At 45.8% G+C, this 21,845-nt stretch carries 15 protein-coding genes and 1 tRNA gene; 4 read left to right on the top strand and 12 right to left on the bottom strand.

Translation table 11 applies throughout. From position 1 onward, the window contains the following. Window positions 1-32: 32 nt before the first annotated feature. Together H6629_13630 and H6629_13625 are read left to right on the top strand one after the other, a co-directional pair. A complete protein-coding gene (locus H6629_13630) occupies window positions 33-1,763 on the top strand; it encodes a response regulator (protein MCB9068836.1) in 1,731 nt (576 codons plus the stop codon). Window positions 1,764-1,841: 78 nt separating this feature from the next. Next, complete coding sequence (locus tag H6629_13625; protein MCB9068835.1) at window positions 1,842-5,549, top strand: response regulator; 3,708 nt, start codon at window positions 1,842-1,844, stop codon at window positions 5,547-5,549. A gap of 30 nt (window positions 5,550-5,579) precedes the next feature. On the opposite strand, the gene H6629_13620 is transcribed toward H6629_13625, so the two are convergent. From H6629_13620 to der, 10 genes are all read right to left on the bottom strand, one after another. After that, complete coding sequence (locus H6629_13620; GenBank protein MCB9068834.1) at window positions 5,580-6,455, bottom strand: hypothetical protein; 876 nt, start codon at window positions 6,453-6,455, stop codon at window positions 5,580-5,582. Window positions 6,456-6,467: 12 nt separating this feature from the next. Beyond that, window positions 6,468-8,726, bottom strand: coding sequence for a TonB-dependent receptor plug domain-containing protein (locus tag H6629_13615; GenBank protein ID MCB9068833.1), 2,259 nt, complete (start codon window positions 8,724-8,726; stop codon window positions 6,468-6,470). Between the two features lie 281 nt (window positions 8,727-9,007). After that, window positions 9,008-9,104, bottom strand: a tRNA-Sec gene (locus H6629_13610). Between the two features lie 78 nt (window positions 9,105-9,182). Beyond that, a complete protein-coding gene (locus H6629_13605) occupies window positions 9,183-10,226 on the bottom strand; it encodes a bifunctional phosphoglucose/phosphomannose isomerase (GenBank protein ID MCB9068832.1) in 1,044 nt (347 codons plus the stop codon). 83 nt (window positions 10,227-10,309) lie between these two features. Then, complete coding sequence (gene ptsP, locus H6629_13600; GenBank protein ID MCB9068831.1) at window positions 10,310-12,073, bottom strand: phosphoenolpyruvate--protein phosphotransferase; 1,764 nt, start codon at window positions 12,071-12,073, stop codon at window positions 10,310-10,312. A gap of 249 nt (window positions 12,074-12,322) precedes the next feature. Further along, window positions 12,323-12,589, bottom strand: coding sequence for an HPr family phosphocarrier protein (locus tag H6629_13595; GenBank protein ID MCB9068830.1), 267 nt, complete (start codon window positions 12,587-12,589; stop codon window positions 12,323-12,325). A gap of 57 nt (window positions 12,590-12,646) precedes the next feature. Beyond that, window positions 12,647-13,447, bottom strand: a complete 801-nt coding sequence (locus H6629_13590) for a PTS mannose/fructose/sorbose transporter family subunit IID (GenBank protein ID MCB9068829.1) — start codon at window positions 13,445-13,447, stop codon at window positions 12,647-12,649. A 91-nt stretch (window positions 13,448-13,538) separates the two neighbouring features. Next, window positions 13,539-14,168 (bottom strand): PTS sugar transporter subunit IIC, encoded by a 630-nt coding sequence (locus H6629_13585; GenBank protein ID MCB9068828.1) that lies wholly within the window; start codon window positions 14,166-14,168, stop codon window positions 13,539-13,541. Between the two features lie 38 nt (window positions 14,169-14,206). Next, complete coding sequence (locus H6629_13580; GenBank protein ID MCB9068827.1) at window positions 14,207-15,913, bottom strand: T9SS type A sorting domain-containing protein; 1,707 nt, start codon at window positions 15,911-15,913, stop codon at window positions 14,207-14,209. A gap of 57 nt (window positions 15,914-15,970) precedes the next feature. Beyond that, a complete protein-coding gene (der, locus tag H6629_13575; protein MCB9068826.1) occupies window positions 15,971-17,302 on the bottom strand; it encodes a ribosome biogenesis GTPase Der in 1,332 nt (443 codons plus the stop codon). Window positions 17,303-17,640: 338 nt separating this feature from the next. Between der and H6629_13570 the strand changes: the two genes are divergently transcribed. After that, on the top strand, window positions 17,641-18,147 hold the full coding sequence (locus H6629_13570; protein MCB9068825.1) for a DinB family protein: 507 nt from the start codon (window positions 17,641-17,643) through the stop codon (window positions 18,145-18,147). Between the two features lie 87 nt (window positions 18,148-18,234). Here H6629_13570 and H6629_13565 read toward each other — a convergent pair whose 3' ends face one another. Both H6629_13565 and H6629_13560 read right to left on the bottom strand, forming a co-directional pair. Next, window positions 18,235-19,476 (bottom strand): hypothetical protein, encoded by a 1,242-nt coding sequence (locus H6629_13565; GenBank protein ID MCB9068824.1) that lies wholly within the window; start codon window positions 19,474-19,476, stop codon window positions 18,235-18,237. Window positions 19,477-19,628: 152 nt separating this feature from the next. After that, entirely contained in the window at window positions 19,629-19,997 is a 369-nt protein-coding gene (locus H6629_13560) for a VOC family protein (protein ID MCB9068823.1), read from the bottom strand. A gap of 265 nt (window positions 19,998-20,262) precedes the next feature. On the opposite strand from H6629_13560, the gene H6629_13555 reads away from it, so the two are divergent. Beyond that, window positions 20,263-21,741 carry a hypothetical protein gene (locus H6629_13555; protein MCB9068822.1) on the top strand — a complete coding sequence of 493 codons (1,479 nt, stop codon included), beginning with the start codon at window positions 20,263-20,265 and terminating at the stop codon, window positions 21,739-21,741. Window positions 21,742-21,845: the final 104 nt, after the last annotated feature.

Genomic DNA, 21,845 nt, shown 5'->3' with positions numbered 1-21,845 from the left:
ATTCGATAACCGGAAAAAGTTTTGTCTGATCAATGAAGAACCTATTGGATAATTTTCAAAGTCAAACTGTAAATATTTTAATTGTCGATGATCGCCAGGAAAATTTGACTGCGATGGAGAGCGTACTGGCTGCACCCGATCGCCAATTATTTTTGGCTGACTCCGGTTACAAAGCGCTGGAATTGCTGCTGGAAAACGACTTTGCATTGGTGTTGCTCGATGTTCAAATGCCGGAAATGGATGGATTTGAAACCGCAAAGCTGATGCGCGGAGCAGAGCGCACCCGCCATATTCCCATTATTTTTGTTACGGCAATCAGCAAAGATGAGCGCCATATTTTTGAAGGCTATACCGCCGGCGCGGTCGATTACATTTTTAAACCCGTTGATCCGCAAATCCTGATCAGCAAAGTTGATATTTTTGTTGATTTGTTTCGCCAAAAAGAGCTGCTGAAAATCAAAAACGTCCAGCTTAAAATGCAAATGGATATGCTCCAGCAGGCAAAAGACGATGCTATCCGGGCGAATCGCGCAAAAAGCGTTTTTTTGGCGAATATGAGCCACGAAATTCGCACACCGATGAACGGCATCATCGGGATGAGCAACCTGCTTCTGGAAACCCATCTTTCGAAGGAACAGCTCGAATACAGCGAAATGATCCTCCACTCCGCAGATTCGCTGCTCAAAATAATCAACGATATTCTCGATTTTTCCAAAATAGAAGCCCAAAAACTGGAGCTAACCACGTTTCCTTTCGAAATCCGCAAATTGATTCACGAAACATTGCGTGCACTCAGTTTCAGGGCTTTAGAGAAAAACATTGCGCTTTTATACCACATTTCTGATGAGATTCCTCAAGTGGTAATCGGTGATCCGGACCGGCTGCGCCAAATACTTATCAATCTGATTGGCAATTCCATCAAGTTCACGGAAAACGGTTTTGTTTATGTTAGCATTACACCGGAATGGCAAAATGACGACCAAATTTGTTTGAAATTAAACATCACCGATACGGGAATCGGCATACCGCCGGAAAAGCAGGAAAACATTTTCGATGCGTTTACCCAGGTTGACAATTCCATTTCCCGCAAATTTGGCGGAACAGGTTTGGGGCTGGCAATTTCTTCGCAACTGGTCGTGTTGATGAACGGAAAAATTTGGGTTGAGAGTCCGGCAAATCATAACACTGAAAATACATATACTATCGTTCAGGAAGGCAAATTAAGCGAAAAACCGACCGATTTTTTGAAACAGAATCCAGAGACACCCGGCAGCAGTTTCATTTTCACAATTGTGCTGAAACAAGCGATTGACGAAACAGAATCTGCGGATGATCATTTGCCAGATTTAACGACCATGGATCACCCGGAAAATACCCAATCGCTGCATATTTTGCTGGCGGAAGATAATCACGTCAATCAAAAACTCGCGTATCGTGTGCTGGAAAAAATGGGGCATTCCATAGAAATTGCCGAAAACGGCCAAATAGCACTCGATTTGTTCAAAAATGATGCCTTCGATTTGATTTTGATGGATGTGATGATGCCGGAAATGGATGGGCTGACCGCAACCCGCAACATCCGCGAAATGGAAAAAAATCAAAACAAGCATATTCCCATTATTGCCCTAACCGCAAACGCGATCAAAGGCGACAAAGAAGAATGTTTGTTGGCCGGAATGGACGGATATGTGGCGAAACCGTTGCGGATAGACGAATTGAAGCATGTGATTTCGCAAGTTGTAGCAGGAAAAACCGTTAGATAGTACCGTTTATTTCTCAAAAAGTATATCGATTTCAACATTTTCTCTACCACATAAACTATTATTTTAAATTGGTTTACCATGTTTAGTCAACTTAAAATCCGCGACAAAATATCATTAATGGTAATTATCTCCATTTTGATTTTTGTGATTATTGTAATGAGCAATTATTTTTTCCGCTATAACAATGAGCAACTGATATCGGAAATTGAAACCGGTTATGTGTCGGCGTTGGAGCTTAGCCGCGATCTGGAAGAAACGCTGCTTTCGCTGCAATATGCCATGCAAAATGCCGTTGCCGCCGCCGATGAAGATGAGTTGGTTATTGCAGATTCTCTGTATAAAGTTTTTCTACTGCAATTGAATACCGGCAGAATGAATCCCACCATTTCCGAAGAAATTTTGAACCGGATGGAAAAAGATCTGGCAATTTATTATCGATTGGCAGACAAAAACGTCCGACGCATGATTTTGGGTGAATTTAATGAGGAAACCATTGCCGCGCTGGAAGTGATGAAAGAGCAGTATAACAGCATCAAAACCACCCTGGCAGACAAAACCCGCGAAAATAAAGTTAAAATGACCGAGGCATTCCGGTCTACCAAAACCAATTATGAAGCATCGACGCTGCTCACCAATTCGGTTATTTTTATCGTGATGGTGCTGTTCAGCATCCTCGGTTATTACATCATCCGGTCAATCGACAAACCGTTGAATGAAATTGTAAATGCAGCAAACAATTTGGCGCAGGGCAAAGTTGATGTGGCTTTGCAGGTTACAACGAGGGATGAATTCGGGTTTTTGGCAAAAGCGTTTGTATCGCTGATCGACGCGACAAAAGACCTAACCCGCGCCGCCAATGCCATCGGGCAGGGCGATTATTCATATTCCGTTCGCGTTCGCAGCAAAGCGGATGTTTTGGGCAATGCGCTGGAACAAATGAAGCGCAATCTCATCGAAATATCGCAGGAAAACACCCAGCAAAACTGGTTGAAAACGGGACAAACCGAACTGCACACGCACATGAGCGGCGAGCTGGGCATTGAAAAAATGGCTCAAAACGTGATCCAGTTTTTGTGCGGATATTTGGATGCGCAGGTTGGCGCCATTTATTTATTGCCGGATCAGCACCGGCTGAAGATGGTGGGGAGCTACTCGCTGGCTATCCGGCAGGATGACCAAAAAACATTTGAAATCGGCGAAGGTTTGGTCGGCCAAACTGCGCTCACGAAAAAAACCATACTCCTGAAAAATGTGCCGGATGGCTATTTGAGTATCCGTTCAGGATTAGGTGAATCAACACCTGCCAATGTGCTGGTTACGCCATTTATTTACGAAGGCAACATTATCGGCGCTATCGAACTTGGCAAATTTGGGGAATTTACGGAAAATGAATTGCAATTTTTGGAGCAGGTAAATCCCAATATCGCCATAAATTTTCAAACGGCGGAATCGCGCACAAAACTGAAAGATTTGCTGGAAGCCACTCAAAAACAGGCTGAAGAATTACGCACTCAGCAGGAAGAATTGCGTCAAGCAAATGAACGGCTGGAAATACAAACCGCAGCGCTGCGACAATCTGAAAAACAACTGCAACTGCAACAACAGGCGCTCCAAACCTCCAATACAGAGCTGGAAGCGCAAACCCACGAGCTGGAAAAACAGCAAACGTTGTTAAAACGCAAAAATGAAGAATTGAAAATCGCCCAAAAACTGGTTGAAGAAAAAGCACGCGATCTGGAGCTTGCCAATAAATACAAATCCGAGTTTTTGGCGAATATGTCGCATGAGTTGCGCACGCCGCTGAACAGTTTGCTCATTTTATCCAAAATGCTATCGGAAAACAAAACCGGAAATCTTACCGAGGGGCAGATTCGCTATGCCCAAATTATCAACTCCGCCGGTACGGATTTGCTCACGCTGATTAACGATATTCTGGATCTCTCGAAAGTTGAATCCGGTAAATTACAAATTGATATCCGTGCGACTGATTTACGTAACCTGTTGTCCGATATCGAGTTACAGTTCCAACATATCGCAGAGCAAAAGGGTGTGGATTTCGCCATCAATTATGAAAAAGATGCACCGGGCATGATCGATACGGATTCGCTCCGGCTGAGCCAGGTGCTGAAAAACTTGCTTTCCAACGCATTCAAATTTACCGAATCCGGTGGCGTGACAATCGATGTTCGCAGCTTCAACGGGAAGCGAAAATTGCAGCGTGCGTCGCTGGCAGAAAATCCGGCGCTGATTATCAGCGTTCGCGATTCCGGCGTTGGCATTGCCCCCGAAAAACATCAGCTGATATTCGAAGCATTTCAGCAGGCAGATGGCACAACCAGCCGCAAATATGGCGGCACCGGTTTGGGGCTATCCATTTCCCGCGAGTTGGTAAATATTTTGGGCGGCGAAATGTATCTCGAAAGCGAGCCGGGCATCGGCAGCACTTTTGGCATTATTTTACCTGCCCAATCGTCCGGGATTATTCCCGCCGAACACGATGCAATATTGACGCCTCCCCAAAACGTCGATTTTTTGGTGGAAAACATGTCTGTTCCCGAGCCCAAACCCGAGCCAATTGCGATAAAGGATGATCGTGCGAATCTGGAAAGCGGTGACCGCGTAATTCTGATTATCGAAGATGACCCGGAATTTGCCAATATTTTGCTAACATTTGTCCACGATCGGAATTTCAAAGGCATTATTGCCGGCGATGGCGATACCGGTTTGCAATTTGCCCAACAGTTAATGCCGCACGGTATCATTCTCGATCTCGGTTTACCCGGGCGAAACGGCTGGAATGTGCTGGATACACTAAAAAATGACTCAGTCACCCGCCATATTCCCGTGCACGTTATTTCCGGGCAATCGGCGCTGGACGATGCCTTAAAACTCGGCGCAATCGGCGTGATGCACAAACCGGTTTCGGTTGAGCAATTGCAATCGGCATTTCTGAAAATCGAACGGATCGCGGAACGCTATCCCAAAAAGCTGCTGATTGTTGAGGACGACGACAACCTGCGCGAAAATTTAGCCGATTTTTTTGCCAGCGAAGATTTGCAAATCACCACTTTTGCCAACGGTACGGAAGCTATCGATGTTTTGAACAAAGATGAATTTGACTGTATTCTTCTGGATTTGGGGTTGAAGGATATGTCCGGAATTGATTTGCTGGAATCGTTGCAGTCTCAGCCGAATGTCACCTTGCCAGCCGTAATTATTTACACCGGAAAAGAATTATCCCCGGATGAGCAGGGACAATTGCAATTACTGGCGCAGCGAGTGCTCAAAAAAGGCCATTGTCCGCCGGAAAAACTGTTGGATGAAACGAATTTATTTTTGCATCGCCTGACCGAAAGAATGCCGGAAAATCAACAACAGATGGTTGAATCGCTGCCGGCAAAAGCAGAAATCATCGAAGGCAAGAAAATTCTGCTGGTTGATGATGACATGCGCAATCTGTTTGCGCTGACACAAGTTCTGGAATCCCGAGGGATGAAGGTTAGCACAGGCAAAAACGGCGTGCAGGCGTTAAAAATGCTGGCATCCGATCCGCATCAGGATTTGATTTTAATGGATATCATGATGCCGGAAATGGACGGTTTTGAAGCGATGCGCCAAATTCGCAGCCAGGAAATTTTTAAAAATACGCCGATTATCGCGCTGACAGCCAAAGTGATGCAAAGCGACCGCGATAGCTGTTTCTCCGCAGGCGCAAACGATTTTCTCCCGAAACCGGTGGACGAGGAACACCTCATTTCGCTGATCCGGGTTTGGCTGTCGCAATAATTTTGGGGATTTATTTCGAATTCGAAACGGCTATTTGGGCTCAAGAATCGTCAATTTGCCACCATTCCGCAAAAACGGCAAAAACCGGAAACTTTCATCATATGCCCGAAAAGTGGTTCCTAATTTTCGGATTAACGCATCCGGCGGGCGATGCCCGTCAACCCAGAGATGGGGTAAAACACGGTATTCGCCGATATCAATTAATTGCGGCGCGATAACAAACTGTCCATGCCAGGTTACCGGCGTTTCCCCGATAATTCGCAATTGCTCCGTAGCGTCGAGGTTGCGTAAAAATGTGGCGTCATTCGATGTGGAATCAACCTGCCAAAGCAACACGCTGGAGATATCATCCGTTGTTGCTGCCATCGTCCAAATCGCCTGAGAATCTGCAAAAGCGCTGAGAGTCACGGAAACATCGAGGGTGTCTTCAAAACCCGAAGTAAAAAATGCAGGTTCTGCAGAAATATCCACCGAAAACAGCTGATTCAAAACAATATCTTCTTCCACCTGCCCCACATTATTCAGCGAACCGCGTTCGAAAATAAGCTCGCCTTTATGCATAACCACCCGAATCGAGTCCAGCGAAAAATTAGCCAGATAAAAATACACATTTGAACTACCCGTAAAACCGCCGCCCGGCTGGTTAGATGGCGATGGCAACGACAGTTTAAATGCGCCACCAATTTCGGAAAACGTGCCGAAATCCAACGCTTCCATCCAAATATATGCCCGGGGCATTTGGGTCGTATCTGATTGATTAAATTGAATTTGGCCGCTGAATGAGCTGTGGGATTGGAATGTTTCGGTGTTGGTAAACGGATTTTCTGTGCAGCCGACAATCAGCCAGCTGACGATACAACATATTGCCCGGCGGACAACCGGATTTAGTGCAGCAGACAGTATCATTTTACCCCGGAATTAATATTGAATACCGAGTGTAAAATAATACCGGCGATCCCGCAAAGTCAACCCTTCCAACTGATAATCATCATTTAATACATTGCGAAAACTCGCGTTAAAAAACCATTTGATGCGGTTAATTTCGAAAGATTTGCTGAAAAATACATCAATATTCCCGACGGAACCGATATTGACTTCCGAAAAAGTGCCGTCGGTTTTGCGGATCTGGGCAATCTGTTCGCCCTCTTTAAACGCGTTCACACGGAAGGAATAGCCGCCTTCGTCGATGCGGATATCAAATGTATATTTGCGATCATATTTGAATGGAAAAGTTGCCAGATCAGACAGCGAATAACGGGACGCACCCAATTCCATCGTCACTTTTTTATTAAACAGAAACAGCCGCTGCTGCGCTTCCACACCGGTAATGCTGGCGAAAGGCACGTTGTCAAAAAACGCAATCGGCGTTCCCGGCAGGGAATAACTGCGGAATTTATTTTGATATTCATTGTGGAATAAATTGACACCCAACTGCCAACCGAAAAGTTGCGGCCGCCGGACTTCCCGGCTGATTTCCGCACCAAATTCGATACTGTGATTCTTTTCCGGTCGCAGCAATACCGTATTATCGCCGCTCGCCAAAATTTCCCGCGAGCTAATTTGCTGCATCAGCGTTGGAAATTTTACGTTGGAACCGAGATTAATAAATCCGTTCAGCGCAAATTTGCCGTTACTGCCGTTGGTATGCGCCGAAATTTTGATGGTTTGCTCCCGCCACAGCGCATCATCCGCCGGGGTATCGTTTTGAATATGCGATTCCGCTTCCCGGTCTTTTACAATATCGTATCGGAAACTCGCATCAAAATTGATGCTGGGAAAAAATGTGGAGCGTGTCGGCACGCGATATTTGGCGATAGAAACAAAGCCATGTTGCGCCCGTTTCAGCGATGCTAACGCCAGTTCGTTATCTTCATCGTTGATCACAAAGCGGTTGTCGCGGAAATCGAGCAAGGTTTGTTTATATTGATAACCAATCAGTAATCGCAAGTTACGGTAGCGCATGGTGCGGTCGGCATTAAAATGCCACGACCGGTTTTCGATTTCGCGGGTGAGAAAACCGGATGAATTTTCGGCATCTGCGAACAGCAGAAACTGGTTTTCATCCAGCCATTGGTATGCGCCGGAAAGCGATAATCCGGTAACATTACCGATATCGCCATCAAATCGCGCCGAGATCATCTGATTGAAATTTTGCAGATTTTCGCTATCGCGCTGGTTGGCAAAATCCAGCTCGGAGCGCACATACATCAAACTCAGCGAAGAAATGGGTCTGCCACCGGGCGTTTCTTTAAAATGATACGCCAAATTTGCAGTGTGGTGTTCCGAACGGTTTTCCAGCAACTGGTTGCCCTCTGCCTCGTTGGCAAAAGCCCGTTGCGCGTTACCGCGCTTAATACTGTAACCGCCGTACAATTTGCCGATTTTATTGTTGAGATACAGCCCCCAATCGCCGGAATTGTATGAGCCGATCCGTTGTTGAAAGCGGATTTTATAATCCTGGCGGGCACGCGGCACCACGTTCACCACCCCGGAAAACGCCTCGGAACCATACAATGCCGTGTTGCTGCCTTTGATCACTTCCAATCGCTCCACATCGGTGAGGTCTATCAGCGATACATCGAAAATATTGTCCAGAGCGTTGTTCATGCGAATGCCGTTGAACAAGACAATCACCTCATCCGGGTTGCCTCCGCGAATGGAAACGGTTTTTTTGCCGCTCAATTCCTCATCTACCTGAATGCTTTGTTCGGATTGCAGCAAATCGCCGGCGTCTACATAGCCGTGCAAATCCAGCACCCGGGCATCGAGAACGGAAACCGCTTGCGGGAGGTCATGCTCGATATCGAGCACATCTTCGTAAGATTCCGTCACAACTACCGGCACGGGAATTAATCGTTCCTGAAGCTCGATGGTTTTTTGCGAAAGCACATCTTCCACTTCCAGGCTAAGTGTATCAAAACCAATATGTTGGAAGAAGACGCGCATATCCGGTTCGGGACGGGTAATTTCCAATTCAAACCGTCCGGAAAGGTCGGAAACTGTGCCAATTCCCAATTCGGGAATAAAAATATTTACGCCGGAGATTTCGCGGTGGGTGTTAATATCGCGCACTTTGCCGGACATCACCAATGATTGCGCAGCCATGCCAGCCGATATCATCAGCCAAATGATCGCAATCGCAATAAATCTGTGATTTTTCCCGGAAATGCGGTTCATAATGCTTTCGTTATTGTTGATATACCCTAATCATCGACAACGTATTGATTTTTATTACCGTTAGCAGCCGCAATGCCGGCTCCGGCAGGGTTATGTGATATATTCAAAATAAAGGAACAAAAACAATACCAACCCAAATCATCAACTGTGTTTAAATCAATAATAACAACTACTTAACTCAAAACACAGTGATTGAAAACAAGTGCTCAAGTTGCGCAATTTTTACACAATTATGGAATTTTTTTTCCTATTTTTGCCGGGAAGTTATGCAGTATAAAAAATGGCGGAGGTGCGTGGGAGTCGAACCCACCTGCCCCGGTCTACCGGGACACACGCGGCTTTGAAGGCCGGGGAAGACACCGGTCCCCATCCACCTCCTAAAAAAATTCCCCGAATTTGCGTTCGGGGAATTTGATGCCACAAATTTAGAAATAACAACAATTTCAGAATCGCAAATCAGACGGTTGCTTCGCTCAGCTTTTGCTTCAGATAATCGATGCTTTTGATATCGATTGGGTCTTTCCCGTTGAGCATTGCCAGATAGTAACTTGCCCAGTCGCAGGTGTAAATTAGTGAAAACATCCGCGCCAACCGCGATTCGCCTTCGGCGAAAACTTCTCCGAATAAAATTTTATTTTTACGCAATATTTCTTTGGTGATGCGAATCCGTTCTTTAATCCGCACATGCTCATCCGGGCAACGCAGGAAAATCACCCGGAAATGTTTGTTCACTTCCGGCAACCCTTCCCAACCCATAATTTCGTTGTGATTCAGTTCGGGAAAAACATTGCTGAATGCCATCACTTTGGAATTTTCGTTAAACTGGTTCCGCCAACGCACCGGAATGCCGGACAAATACGACGTACCGGAGTAACATACCGGAATAGCGTGATATATGCTTTGGGCAATGTGATTTGCAAGGTTATTTCCAAAACTGCGTTTGGGATCGTAACGGGTATCCAGTTCTCCAATCAATTGAATGGTTTCTTCAATTGCCGCTTTCTGGCTTTTCAGAAATCCGGCTGCTTCCATCAGCAGCAGCAACGGGAAAAAGATGTATCCCAACGCTTGTCGTGGCGGTAATCCGCCTTCTATTTTGATGTGTTGACAACCGTTTTCTTCACACAATGTCTGCAGTTCGCCACCAGAAGAGATGCCAATCACCGTTGCCTTACGCGCCAGAGCGCTGCGGGTGGCGGTTAGTGTCTCTTCCGTGGTGCCGGAGTAACTAAGCGCGACAAACAGCGTATTTTCTCCGACAAAATTGGGTATTTCATAATCCCGGTTTACAACGGCAGGAATTTTCAGGTCGGAAGACATGTATCCGATCAGCAGATCTCCGGAAATGGCGGAGCCACCCATTCCGGCAATTACCAAATCCCGGACATTTTTAGCTTTCACATCCGTTTTGAAATTTTTCATCAAAGCGACGCTACTGGTAATTTGTCCGGGAAATTGCTGAAGCAATTTTAAAAAATTTGATCGATCGTGTTCAAGCATGTTGTTGTTCTCCCAATTTTTTCTAGATAAAAAATATACTCATAATTTTCAACTACCGGAATTTTCCGATCATTCGGTGAATATCAATTGTAACCTTCATCATCTTTTCCGGAGAGAATCAATTCCGGAAAGTGTGTTTCATAAAATTCATTAACTTGACGCACCACATCAGTGGTTTTGGAAAGCATCGCAACTTTCTCATCGAGCGATGCGCATTCGGTCAGGCTTAATTCCCGGATAACCCGTTTCAACTGCGGAATGCTATTGGGTGAGGCGCTCAATTGCTCAAATCCCATTGCCAGCAGCAGCGGAATTGCCCGCGGATCGCTGGCCATTTCTCCGCACATACCAACGGGAATATTGGCGCGTTTGCCGGCATCGATCGTCATCCGGATCATCCGCAATACCGCCGGGTGAAAATGGGAATACAACCGGGCAACTTTATCGTTTCCGCGATCAACAGCCAGGGTATATTGCACCAGATCATTGGTTCCAATGCTGAAAAAATCGACCTCCTGCGCAAAAACGTCTGCCAAAATAACCGCAGACGGAATTTCGATCATGATACCGATATCAATTTTTTCGTTGAAGGGTTTGCCCTCTTTGCGCAGGCTGTCTGCTGCTTCCGCCATTAATTCTTTTACTTCTCGGATTTCGCTCAACCCACTGACCATCGGGATCATCATTTGCACATTGCCTTTGAGATTGGCGCGTAAAATGGCTTTCAACTGCCGCAAAAATCCGGTTTTGTGATCCAGCCAGAAACGTATCGCCCGCCATCCCAAAAATGGATTTTCTTCATTTGTGTTCATCAGGTTCGGCGCCACTTTGTCGCCACCCAAATCCAGCGTGCGGATGATCACCTTGTGAGGAAACATATTTTCTGCAATCCGGGAATAAATGGCAGCCTGTTCATCTTCCAGCGGTAGTGTGTTTTGATGCAGAAACAAGCCTTCCGTCCGGAACAAACCGATGCCCTGAGCGCCAACGCGGTGCAGGGTTGGCAATTCATCCTCAAATTCCATATTGGCTAAAATTTCAATTTTTTTACCTTCTTTTGTTGCTGTTTCCTGCATGCTTTCCAGCAACAACTGGCTTTCCAGATCGCAATAATTTTTTTGGCTTTCCTGATATTTTGTTATCGTTTCAGGAGACGGGTTAAGAATTACTTTTCCTGTATTTCCATCTAAAATCATCATGCTTTCCTTGCTGGCAATTTCTGTAACCAATTTTAATCCAACAACTGCCGGAACACCCAGCGAGCGGGCAACAATTGCAGTGTGAGACATTTTTCCACCGGTGTTGGTGGCGAATCCCAATACTTTGTAGCGATGCAGCCGGACCGTATCGTGCGGTGTCAAATTATCGGCAACGACAATTTTGGCACTTTGTTTGAACAGTTCGATGCCGGATTTGTCTTTACCGGTAATTTTGGAGAGGAGCATTTTTTTGAGCTGATAAATATCCAGTGCCCGATCCCGGAAATATTCGTTCGAGAGGTTGGAAAAATATTCCCGCTTTTCGCTGAGAATATGGTAAGTGGCATAAGCTGCGCTAAATTTATTTTCGCTGATCTGCTTTTCGATTTCGCTGAGGAACACATCGTCCTCCAAAAACGCAATTTGCGTTTCCAGAATCTCAGCCAGTTCGCTGCCAAATTGATCTTTTACTTGCTGGTAAGTTGCCCTTAGGCGATCGAGTGTTTTCTGCACGGAAGCACGAAATTTCCGGCATTCCTCGGCAATTTTCGGGTCGTCAATTATTTCCTTATCGGGATGCCAGATTTGCTCCCTGTAAACGGCGCAGTTTCCAATTACTATTCCCGGAGATGCTGGAATCCCTTCCAAAACAATCTCCTCCAAAACAGATTCCTTTTGCGCCTGTTGTTTCATAAATGCTCTTTTAAGGAAAAGTTTGAGTACTCCATAAAAATATCATAGCCTTCAATTGAGAACGAATTGAAATTAAAGCGGAGTCGGTTTGGCCGACGATGGGTCGTTTTTTGCTGAAAAATCAACGGGATCTACGGTCGCCAAATCGGAAAAATGGTATTAAAATCCTTTTGAAATATAGGATTTCCGGGGGGCAATTTCAATTTATTCTTCATAAAAATTATTTTCGATCAAGTCGCGGATCGCTTCCATTGCTGCATCCCTGTCATCCCCTTCAATCACCACTTCTATTTCGCTGCCGGGTTCCGCGGCAAGTGTCATCAACCCCATAATACTTTTGCCGTTTGCCACCAGGCCATCTTTAATAATTTGGATATGCGATTGAAATTTACTCGTTGCCTTTACGAAACGTGCAGCCGGACGTGCATGTAAACCGTATTTGTTTTTGATGGTAAATATTTTACGAATCATTTTTTTGTTCTCCATTATCATATCCCCGTTGTGAGGGATGGCGAAAAAAGGGCTTGTTTACAACAGTGCCCCTGCACCAACAGCCATCACAAATGATATGCAAACCGACAAATAAAAATTACGAGAGCTTTTAAACACCACCATTGCAACCGTTGCAGAAAGCAGAAACAACGCAAAAGCGGCTTCGTTTATTTGGATAAATTGTATGATTAAACCTGCAGTTACTAAAATTATCGATGCAACTGCCAGTCCGTAATAAAGACGATACAGCAAATCATATCGCTGTTCATTTAATAATTTGTAAACCTGAATCCCCTGACGGTAACCTTCCCAAATCCCGCGATACCGGAGGTAAAGATGTGGCGTATTGTAAACCAAAAAAGCCATTATCAGCCAGATAAACTTGACCAACGGGTCGTCAAACAACACCAGACCGGCAACCCCGAATGTGAGCGACGCAGGTTTAATTGTGGACCAGAACAGCCGGTCGCCCATCGCGCCCAAAATGCTGATCAGCCGTTGTTTGAACCGATCCAGTTTGTTGCAGGCGTCCGGATCACCGGTGGCAAACGCTTCTTCCAAATGGATCGAAACGCCCAGCGCGTAAGAAGCCATATACGGATGTGCATTAAAAAATTTGAAATGACGGGATAAAAAAGCACTGCGAGAAGGAGCGTCGTCATACAAACGACGCAATATGGGTATCAGGCACATGCCAAAACCAACCGAAATGAGACTGCGATAGTTCCATACCGATTGCATAAAAAAACTTCGCCAGAACACCCGCAAAATATCCCGGCGGCGGATGTTTGACGGCTTTTGCCTGTCCGACAGATCATTTGCAGACGTTGGCTGCATAACCTGATTGATTCCCCGATTTTGGTTTTCTTAAGTTTCGGATAATATAATCATTTTTTAGCACAAATGTTAAAAATGTGCGTTACAGATCTCAATTTTTGCCCGGTTTTTTACGGATAATCAACGCTGCTGTCAGCGCAATTCCAATTCCCCAAACCACCGGTTTTACAAATTGCAACCGTGTTTCCCAACTCGGCGGCAATGATGATAACAACGGAAAAATAACATCTGCAAGCCAAAGCATAATGAACGACAGAAACACCATGATTATTAAATAAAAAGCAATGCTGAGCATGTCCAATAAAGTCAATTTTCGCAGATCAGCCTGTTCTGCGGCTTGCTGCGCCCATTTCAGGATGCGCGTATTTAACCGGCGATCCAGCGTTGTCAGCTGCGCGCCAACATAGCTAACGATCATCCCGTAAACAAATGCGACTGCAAAAACGGTGTTCGGTATATCCAAATCGGCAAAGCGGATGACGATGACACAAACCAGCATCGATGCAATATTCCCCTCCGGGAAACTGGCTGCGCCAACCGGCAACATATTCAGCCAGATCATCTGCATAATTGCGCCAATTTCCATTCCGGTCATCGGATCGCCCATCAGCCAGCCGATGATAGAACAGGCAAAAACCGGTTGGGATATTAGCACCTGAAAAGCGATGGTAGTATCCAGCCCGAGCAGTGAAATGAGCAGTGCAAGCGAAAAATTGGACATTGGTAACCGAATAAGAAATATATACTTAAAGACAGTTGCTATCGAACGATTATCAATTTGCCACTATCTGATTTGGAATCGGATTGAACACGGTAAATATACACACCGCTGCCGACAGGATTACCTTCCAGATTGCGAAGGTTCCATGTTGCGGATCGTCCGGATTCGCTGACAACCGCTTCCGCAACGCGAATACCGTTGCTGTTGAAAATCATCACAACGGATTCTTCCGGCAGATTGATAAAATTAATTTGCGTCACCGGAACATCCGGTTTCACAATGTTGGGATACGCCAAAATCTCCGTTGTCGCCTGCTGAGCGGATGCCCGCATCCGGATGCGATACGATGCCAGATCCGTTTTATCATCGGACCAGTTGCCGCTGACAACTGCCAAAACCACGTCGGTTTCCGGGGAGTTGAGCGGTACATTAACAAATTCATTTTCCCCGAAATTTTGGACATACGGCGCAGTCTGTATCAGCGAAGCGCCCAGCCATTCCGACTGTGCGTCATCCGGGCTGAGCAAAGTTTTCACCGTATCAATTGTAGAAAAAACAGGTATTTGCAGCAATTGAAAAGAGAGGGGCGGCAAATCGTCGCTGGCGGCAATTTTTTCCGTCTGGTCCGGTTCAACGGTTGGTAATTCCACCAACGTTGCGCCCGGATATTCGTCCCCTTCTTCAAAAAATTCACCGGGAATCGCGTTGTCGCCGCTAAAATACATCCAGGTTGCCAGTCGGCGCAGTTCTTCCGGCAGGTTGCTGCCTTTGCGGAACAACACATTTCCCATCGACAAAAGGGATGGCAAATTGCGCATTTCTTCCCAAATTTCCCGGGTAATTTGTTTGCCGTACAATTGACCGAGCATGATGTAAAACGCGACATCGCCGTAAAGCAAACTGCCATTATCGTCGTCCCAATTTGTGCCGTTCACCCGCCGGAAAAACGATGGCAGATACAAATAATAATCATTCACTTCGTCGGCAACCACTTCTTCCATATAAGTTGCGGAGCCTTCGATCAACCGCAAATCCCGCAGATTACTGATGGTCGGTTGATTGTTTTCATACCAAAACCGGTAGCCAAGCTGCAAGGCATGATTGAATTCGTGCGCCGCGGTAACGGCGATTGCCATGCTGTCCCGCACAATCGGATCGCCATTTGCCGCCGGATAATCCACAAAACCGAAATAGGTATTCAGCTCAATTTCGCTGGTATAATTGAATCCCGGCAACGCAGGAATATCTTCATCAAAATAGGTGACGCCGTATAAATTGCTGCCCAAATTTGTGCAAGTGACCGGGTAAACGGACAACGGCTGCCCGTTTTGATCGGGCGGCGGCAGAAATCCGAGGCTGTCGATTTCCACAAACCATGCGCGATCGAAGCCTTTTGCGACAAATTCCAGATAATCAGGCGTGCCGTTACTGTCCCGGTCGTAAGCGGGAATTTCTGCAGGGTTGTATGAGATTTCGAAATGCCCGGACGGGCTGATGTAGGTATCCTGTGTTTGCGAACTTTTGGCGAGGCGGTAACGGGAAACCAGCGCAGCAGCTTTTTCCGCATCTTTCCGATAAGCTTGAACCAGCACCGGCAAACCGCATTTCTGCGGCAACGGCTGTCCGTCGCTTGCCAGGTTCAGCTCTGCCCGCAGTTGCGATATCAAATGTTCATCGGCGATCGCCTGTCCGCCAAAAATTCCGGCGAACAGCAGCAACAGGATTATTTTTCGACAGATTTTCATGCATTTCCCAAAAATTGTTGTGCCGTTTACGGATAAATTTTATCCTTTACCCTTTTTTCACTGGTGCCGGTCTTTATTTTTCGGCTTGAACACAACCGTTACCGGAACGCCGGTAAACTGCCAGTGTTCGCGAATTTGCCGTTCCAGAAACCGTCGGTAATTCACAGGAATCAACTTTGGCTGATTGGTGAAAAATCCAAATACCGGCGGCGCCGTTTTGAGCTGGGTAATATAGTTGATTTTGATTTCTTTTCCGCGAACAGCCGGCGGGCTGTTTTCTTGAATGATGGGCAGCAGCACTTTGTTCAAATCACTGGTGCGAATGCTTTTTTGGTATTCGTCGTAAACTTCGGTGGCGACATCCAGCAATTTATAGAGCCGCTGCTTTTCGATAACGGATGTAAAAACCACCGGAATATAGCGATATTCGCCAAGCTTGTCCGCCAGATCCACTTCCCATTCGCGCATGGTTTTGTGATCTTTTTCGATGAGATCCCATTTGTTGATGACGATAACCACCGCTTTTCTGGCGGATGCCGCTTCGGAAATCACCCGCAAATCCTGCCGGGTGATGCTTTCATCCGCATCGATAAAATATAGCGCGATATCCGCACGCTGTAAACTGCGCATCGTGCGCAACTGGCTGTAAAACAGCACATTTTCTTTCACCCGGGCACGGCGTTTCAACCCGGCAGTGTCGATGAGCAGGTAATCGCGTTTCTGATATTTCAATTCGGAATCGATGGGATCGCGCGTCGTGCCGGGAATGGGCGTAACAATCACCCGCTGTTTGCCGACCAGCGTGTTCACAAATGACGATTTTCCGGCGTTTTCCCGCCCGATAACGGCCAGTTTGATGACATCTTTTTCCGGTGTATCGTAATCCACTTTTTTATCGAACGCTTTCACCAAACGGTCCAGCAAATCGCCCACGCCGCGCCCCTGCATCGCAGAAATGATGGACGGATCGCCCAATCCGAGGTTGTAAAATTCGTAACCTTCGAACTCCCGGGCGTCGTTGTCGGCTTTGTTCACCACCAAAATGACAGGGCGATTGGCGCGTTGCAGCTTATCGGCAATTTGCTCGTCGATATCCGTAACGCCGGTAATCACATCAACAATAAATAAAATAACATCAGATTCTTCAATGGCGATATCCACCTGCTCGCGAACGGCGATATCCATCATGTCGTCCGAGTCGGGCATATAACCGCCGGTATCGACCATCATAAAACTTTTGCCGTTCCAGTCGCTGTCTGCGTAATGGCGATCCCGGGTAACGCCCGGTTGGTCATCCACAATCGCTTCGCGCTTTTTGAGAATCCGGTTGAAAAATGTGGACTTCCCGACATTCGGGCGTCCAACAATCGTAACGATCGGTTGTTTCATTGCTAATTTTCTAATAAATGTCTAATTGATATTTCTGCCAATTCTATAGAAACAAAAATGATAATGTTTCGTTTGATGCGAAATATAAGCTTTTAATTGAGGATGCCCAAGGCATTTAATCTTCACGATATTTGCGATTTGGGTAAAAATATTTACGCCATAATCGCTGCAATCGTTTCGGAATTCATGGTAAAATGGGTTGTAAAACAAATGGTTTTGACTGAAAAAAAATCACTAAAAGTCCACTGACTTCTGGTTTTCGGAAATTTTAAACCTTAAATTAAGCGGCTTTTCCGTAGAAAAACGGTCCCTTTCAACTACCCAAACAGGAGGATAATATGAGTATTGCAGCAAGTATGTTGCCGGAATTTGATCACGAAACAGCCAACACCCGCAAAATGCTGGAAAGAGTTCCGGAAGCAAAATTTGGCTGGAAACCGCACGAAAAATCGTTTACACTCGGTCAACTGGCTTCGCACCTCGCCAACGTACCGACATGGATGGCACCAACAATTTTGCAATCCGAGCTCGATTTTGCACCGGTGGGCGGAGAGCCGTTTACAACACCGCAAGCCAGCAGCACTGCCGAACTCGTCAAATTTTTTGACGACAACACCGCAGCAGCCCGGAAAGTGTTTGCAGACGCAGCAGATGCCACATTTATGGAAAATTGGTCGCTGCTCGGTGGCGGACAGGTCTATTTCACGATGCCGAAAATTGCGGTGGTGCGCAGCTTTATTATGAACCACATGATTCACCATCGGGCGCAGTTGAGTGTGTATTTGCGAATGCTGGATGTACCGGTTCCCGGGATGTACGGGCCATCAGCCGACGAAGGAATGTAAGCTATTGTATTTTCTTAATATAAAAACCCATCGCACAGCTGCCATCGCGATGGGTTTTTTATTTTTTTCAATTTTCAGCGAAATTTTTCAGCGGAATTCATACCGCAACCCACCCTGCCAAACCGTATTGAGGGATGATTTTTCAACGCCGTTTATTTCGCTTTTCACGATACCGATTTTACTGTAACCGAATAAAATGTTAAACTTTTTGGTGATGGGCGTTAATAGCTGGAAGCCCAAAAGCGCCCCGCCAAGCGAGTAGTTGAAATGGGCTGAAACATCTTCAAAAATATCAACGGTTCGCAATATTTTAATGCGATAATCCAGATCCATTGACAGCGAGCTGCCCCAAAATCCGCCAATGTTTAACAACCATTCCTGATTCAGAATGCGCAAAAACCGGTAGTTCATCGAAATACTCGTGAAAACAAAATCATAATCAATCTCTGTTTCTGCTAAATTGAGCACCTCGTTTGAACCGTATTTGACCGTATCCGTTACAGACAGTTTGGCCGTTATCGGTTTATAGGCGAACATTGCCGTGATGGATAAATCGTCCGATAAATGCTTTTCAAAGCCCAGCGAAAACGTGCCAAAATCCGGTGCAACGCCGCGAATGTCGGTTCGGCGATGCCGGAACTGTGTTGAACCAACAATCCGGGTGAGTCTTATAACCTTGTATTCGGATATCTGCATATTATTGAAATCGAAAACACTATATGCGGCAAAAAGCCCGATGCCCGAACCTGTTGTATAACCCGGATGCGGAATTTTTCCATGTTCATAAAAATTGTAATACAATTTTGCAACTGAAAATAATTGGAGTGCCAAACCGCCAACAAAAACCGGAAATTGAGTTCTGCCCGCGTAATCATCCTGCTTTAGCCCAAAAACGAGGGCAGTTCCAACCCCAAAAACATTTGCCAAACCCCAATTTTTTGCAAACTTCATGGTCATCATGTCTGAATCGTTCAAAAAGGAATAGGTTACAAATGATGGATTTTGCACACCATTTTCCCCGAAAGAGGCGTTTTCGTCGGCTGTAAATTTGAGATCAACTGTTGCAAATCGGGTGTTTACAAATGCAACATCCTTTTCGATCGGCTTTGCGCCATGAAGAATCGCTTTTACGTGATAGGTCCCGCTTTCCGGCACCCGGTAGCGCATATTTTGGGTGACATTTTGCACCGGTTTGCCATCGATAAACAGGCTGTCCGGTGGATAGTTGTAACTGATAACCAGATAATGATTGGTATCCAACACAGTTTGTGAATAAACAAATACAGGTACGAGCAACAGCAACAATATCCATTGTTTCAGTTTGTACATTTCATCGTCCTTTTCCAATTTGCGAATTATTTTCGGGGCTGTTTTGCTGAACGGACGTGAAAAAATACACAAAAAATAGATTTTTGGCAATAAAAAAAGACCTTCAGCAGGGGGAATGCCTGAAGGTCTTTTTGGGTCAAACAATGAAGATTTTAGCGGGGCGAATGGAAAGCAACCTGATTGCCCTCTGTATCAACGAATATCGCAAAGTAGCCGATTTCATCGGAAATTTTGGTTTTGGGCATTACCACTTTTCCACCGGCAGATTCGACGCGGGAGAGCGGATGGTTCAAATCTTCGCCACCGTTGAGATACAGTTTGGCACCGTCCATCGACGGTTTGTAGCCTTCGCCGCTGCAAACTGCGCCGCCAACGCTTTTGTTATCCGCCGGTAAAAATGCCATTTTTACACCCATCAAGTCCTCAACGTGCAAATCGGCATCAAAAACCGCGCTGTAAAATTTTTTGGCGCGGTCAAAGTTTACTGCCGGAATCTCGAACCAGTTAATTGCGTTTGCCATGGCAAACCTCCTTTAGTTTGGTAAAATGAAACGATAATTTTCTATTTCCACATGCTCAACGGCAAAATAATGGCGAAAGTTGCATCTGTCAAACGCACAAAATTACCGAACTGTACAGTTCCGACTTGCTAAAATTAGTGACCTTTTGTATATTCTTTTGGTTGATTTTGGTGATTTAAGCCTGTTTTTAGCCAAATAATTTCGCCTGTTGGGCGATTCGCAGTTTCTCAACCGGCACCAACAAACCCAAAAGTGTACACTTCCGATGGCAAAAAAAAACTCGCTTTTTTTGTTGATACAGTCAATGAGTCCGGCGGAGAAACGCTATTTCAAGCTGTTTGCCAAAATGAACCAGCGCAACCAGAACTATCTGCTGCTGTTCGACGCTATCGATTCACAAAGTGAATACGACGAAACCGCGCTCAAAAAAAAGCTGAAACGCCACGCGTTTGTGAAACAATTGCATGTCACCAAAAATTATCTGATCAAATTGATCCTCAAAAGCCTGCGCAATTTTCATTCGCAATCCGGCAAAACCGCCGAGGTAAAAGATTTGCTGCGGGATGTGGAAATTCTGTTTCAAAAAGAACAGTTCGAATTGTGCGATGAGTTGCTCCAAAAAGCAGAAAAAATTGCCGGAGAAATTGAACTGTTTCCCGATTTGCTGGAAATTTTCAACTGGCAGCGACGTCTGGCGCTGGTTTCCGGAGATGCCGCAAACAGCACGGAACGAGTGAATTCGCTCATCCAAAAAGAGCAGGATTTGCTCAAATTGCTGTCCAAAAACAATCGCCAGTGGTGGCTCGCCAACAATATTTATGATGAAATTTTATCTGCGCAGCAGCTTGCAAATGGTACATCCGTTACCCCGCCGGCAGATTTGTTGCCCGAAAAAACATCCGAAAGCATTCGCGTTAACATCCTGTTTTATTACAACTTGAAAACGTTCCATTTTTTCACCGGCGATTTACCGGCAGCACACCGTGCGGCAGACAGCTTGATCGAAATGCTCACTAAACATCCGGCATTTGTGCAAAACGATCCCGCCGCGCTCTTCACCGCGATGAACAACAAAGTGGGGCTTTGTTTGCAAAGCCGCGATTATCCGGCGGCAGAAAAATTGCTGGCAACCATCCGCGAAATTCCCAAAATATATGGGCTAAAACACACGCTGCGGCTTTCACCGAAAATCTGGCTGCAAACCTGGAATATGGAATTGGAAATGCATCGCGATACCCAAAATGTGCCGGGCGGATTGGCACGGGCTGCAGAAATTCGCGAATTTCTGGATCAATTGCCGAACGATGCCTATCCCGATTACCGGGTGGTGTTGTCTTATCAAATCGCCTATTTTTATTTTTTGAACCAGGAATGCGAAACCGCGCTGAAATGGCTGAACGGCGCTTTTGAACTGGATCGCCAAACAGCACGCGAAGATTTGTTGAGCTACGCCCATTTTCTCCGGTTGATTATTCATTTCGAATTGGAAAATTTTACAGTGCTCAAATATTCGGTAGAATCGACACGCCGGTTTTTGAAGAAAAAACGGGATCTGCACGAATTTGAGCGACAACTCCTCCGCTTTTTTTCGAAAGCGAGTTTGGCGGAACCGGCATCGCTGCCGGATTTGATTCGCCAGTTGCAAACCTCACTTTTCGACGGTACCGATCCCGCACGGCAACAATCTGTGTTGGATTATCTGGATTTTGAGCAATGGCTCAACCGGCATCTCTCCGATAATTGATTCCCAAATCTGATTTTCCTTTTGCTCAACGGAAGTTTGTTTTGCTGTCGTTACAATTTTGTCGATTTTGCAATTTTAGCACCCGATGTGTTGAAATTGTATCA

It is taken from the genome of Calditrichia bacterium (assembly GCA_020634975.1).
Taxonomy (GTDB): domain Bacteria; phylum Calditrichota; class Calditrichia; order RBG-13-44-9; family J075; genus JACKAQ01.
The sequence above is the reverse complement of the archived record's forward strand: the minus strand, read 5'-3'. Positions and strand labels throughout refer to the sequence as shown.

Coding starts and splice junctions, on each gene's coding strand:
- H6629_13585 (MCB9068828.1), bottom strand. CDS start 14,168: ATGTCCAATTTTTCGCTTGCACTGCTCATTTCACTGCTCGGGCTGGAT.
- H6629_13580 (MCB9068827.1), bottom strand. CDS start 15,913: ATGAAAATCTGTCGAAAAATAATCCTGTTGCTGCTGTTCGCCGGAATT.
- H6629_13615 (MCB9068833.1), bottom strand. CDS start 8,726: ATGAACCGCATTTCCGGGAAAAATCACAGATTTATTGCGATTGCGATC.
- H6629_13565 (MCB9068824.1), bottom strand. CDS start 19,476: ATGTACAAACTGAAACAATGGATATTGTTGCTGTTGCTCGTACCTGTA.
- H6629_13570 (MCB9068825.1), top strand. CDS start 17,641: ATGAGTATTGCAGCAAGTATGTTGCCGGAATTTGATCACGAAACAGCC.
- H6629_13590 (MCB9068829.1), bottom strand. CDS start 13,447: ATGCAGCCAACGTCTGCAAATGATCTGTCGGACAGGCAAAAGCCGTCA.
- der (MCB9068826.1), bottom strand. CDS start 17,302: ATGAAACAACCGATCGTTACGATTGTTGGACGCCCGAATGTCGGGAAG.
- H6629_13625 (MCB9068835.1), top strand. CDS start 1,842: ATGTTTAGTCAACTTAAAATCCGCGACAAAATATCATTAATGGTAATT.
- H6629_13560 (MCB9068823.1), bottom strand. CDS start 19,997: ATGGCAAACGCAATTAACTGGTTCGAGATTCCGGCAGTAAACTTTGAC.
- H6629_13605 (MCB9068832.1), bottom strand. CDS start 10,226: ATGCTTGAACACGATCGATCAAATTTTTTAAAATTGCTTCAGCAATTT.
- H6629_13620 (MCB9068834.1), bottom strand. CDS start 6,455: ATGATACTGTCTGCTGCACTAAATCCGGTTGTCCGCCGGGCAATATGT.
- H6629_13595 (MCB9068830.1), bottom strand. CDS start 12,589: ATGATTCGTAAAATATTTACCATCAAAAACAAATACGGTTTACATGCA.
- H6629_13630 (MCB9068836.1), top strand. CDS start 33: ATGAAGAACCTATTGGATAATTTTCAAAGTCAAACTGTAAATATTTTA.
- H6629_13555 (MCB9068822.1), top strand. CDS start 20,263: ATGGCAAAAAAAAACTCGCTTTTTTTGTTGATACAGTCAATGAGTCCG.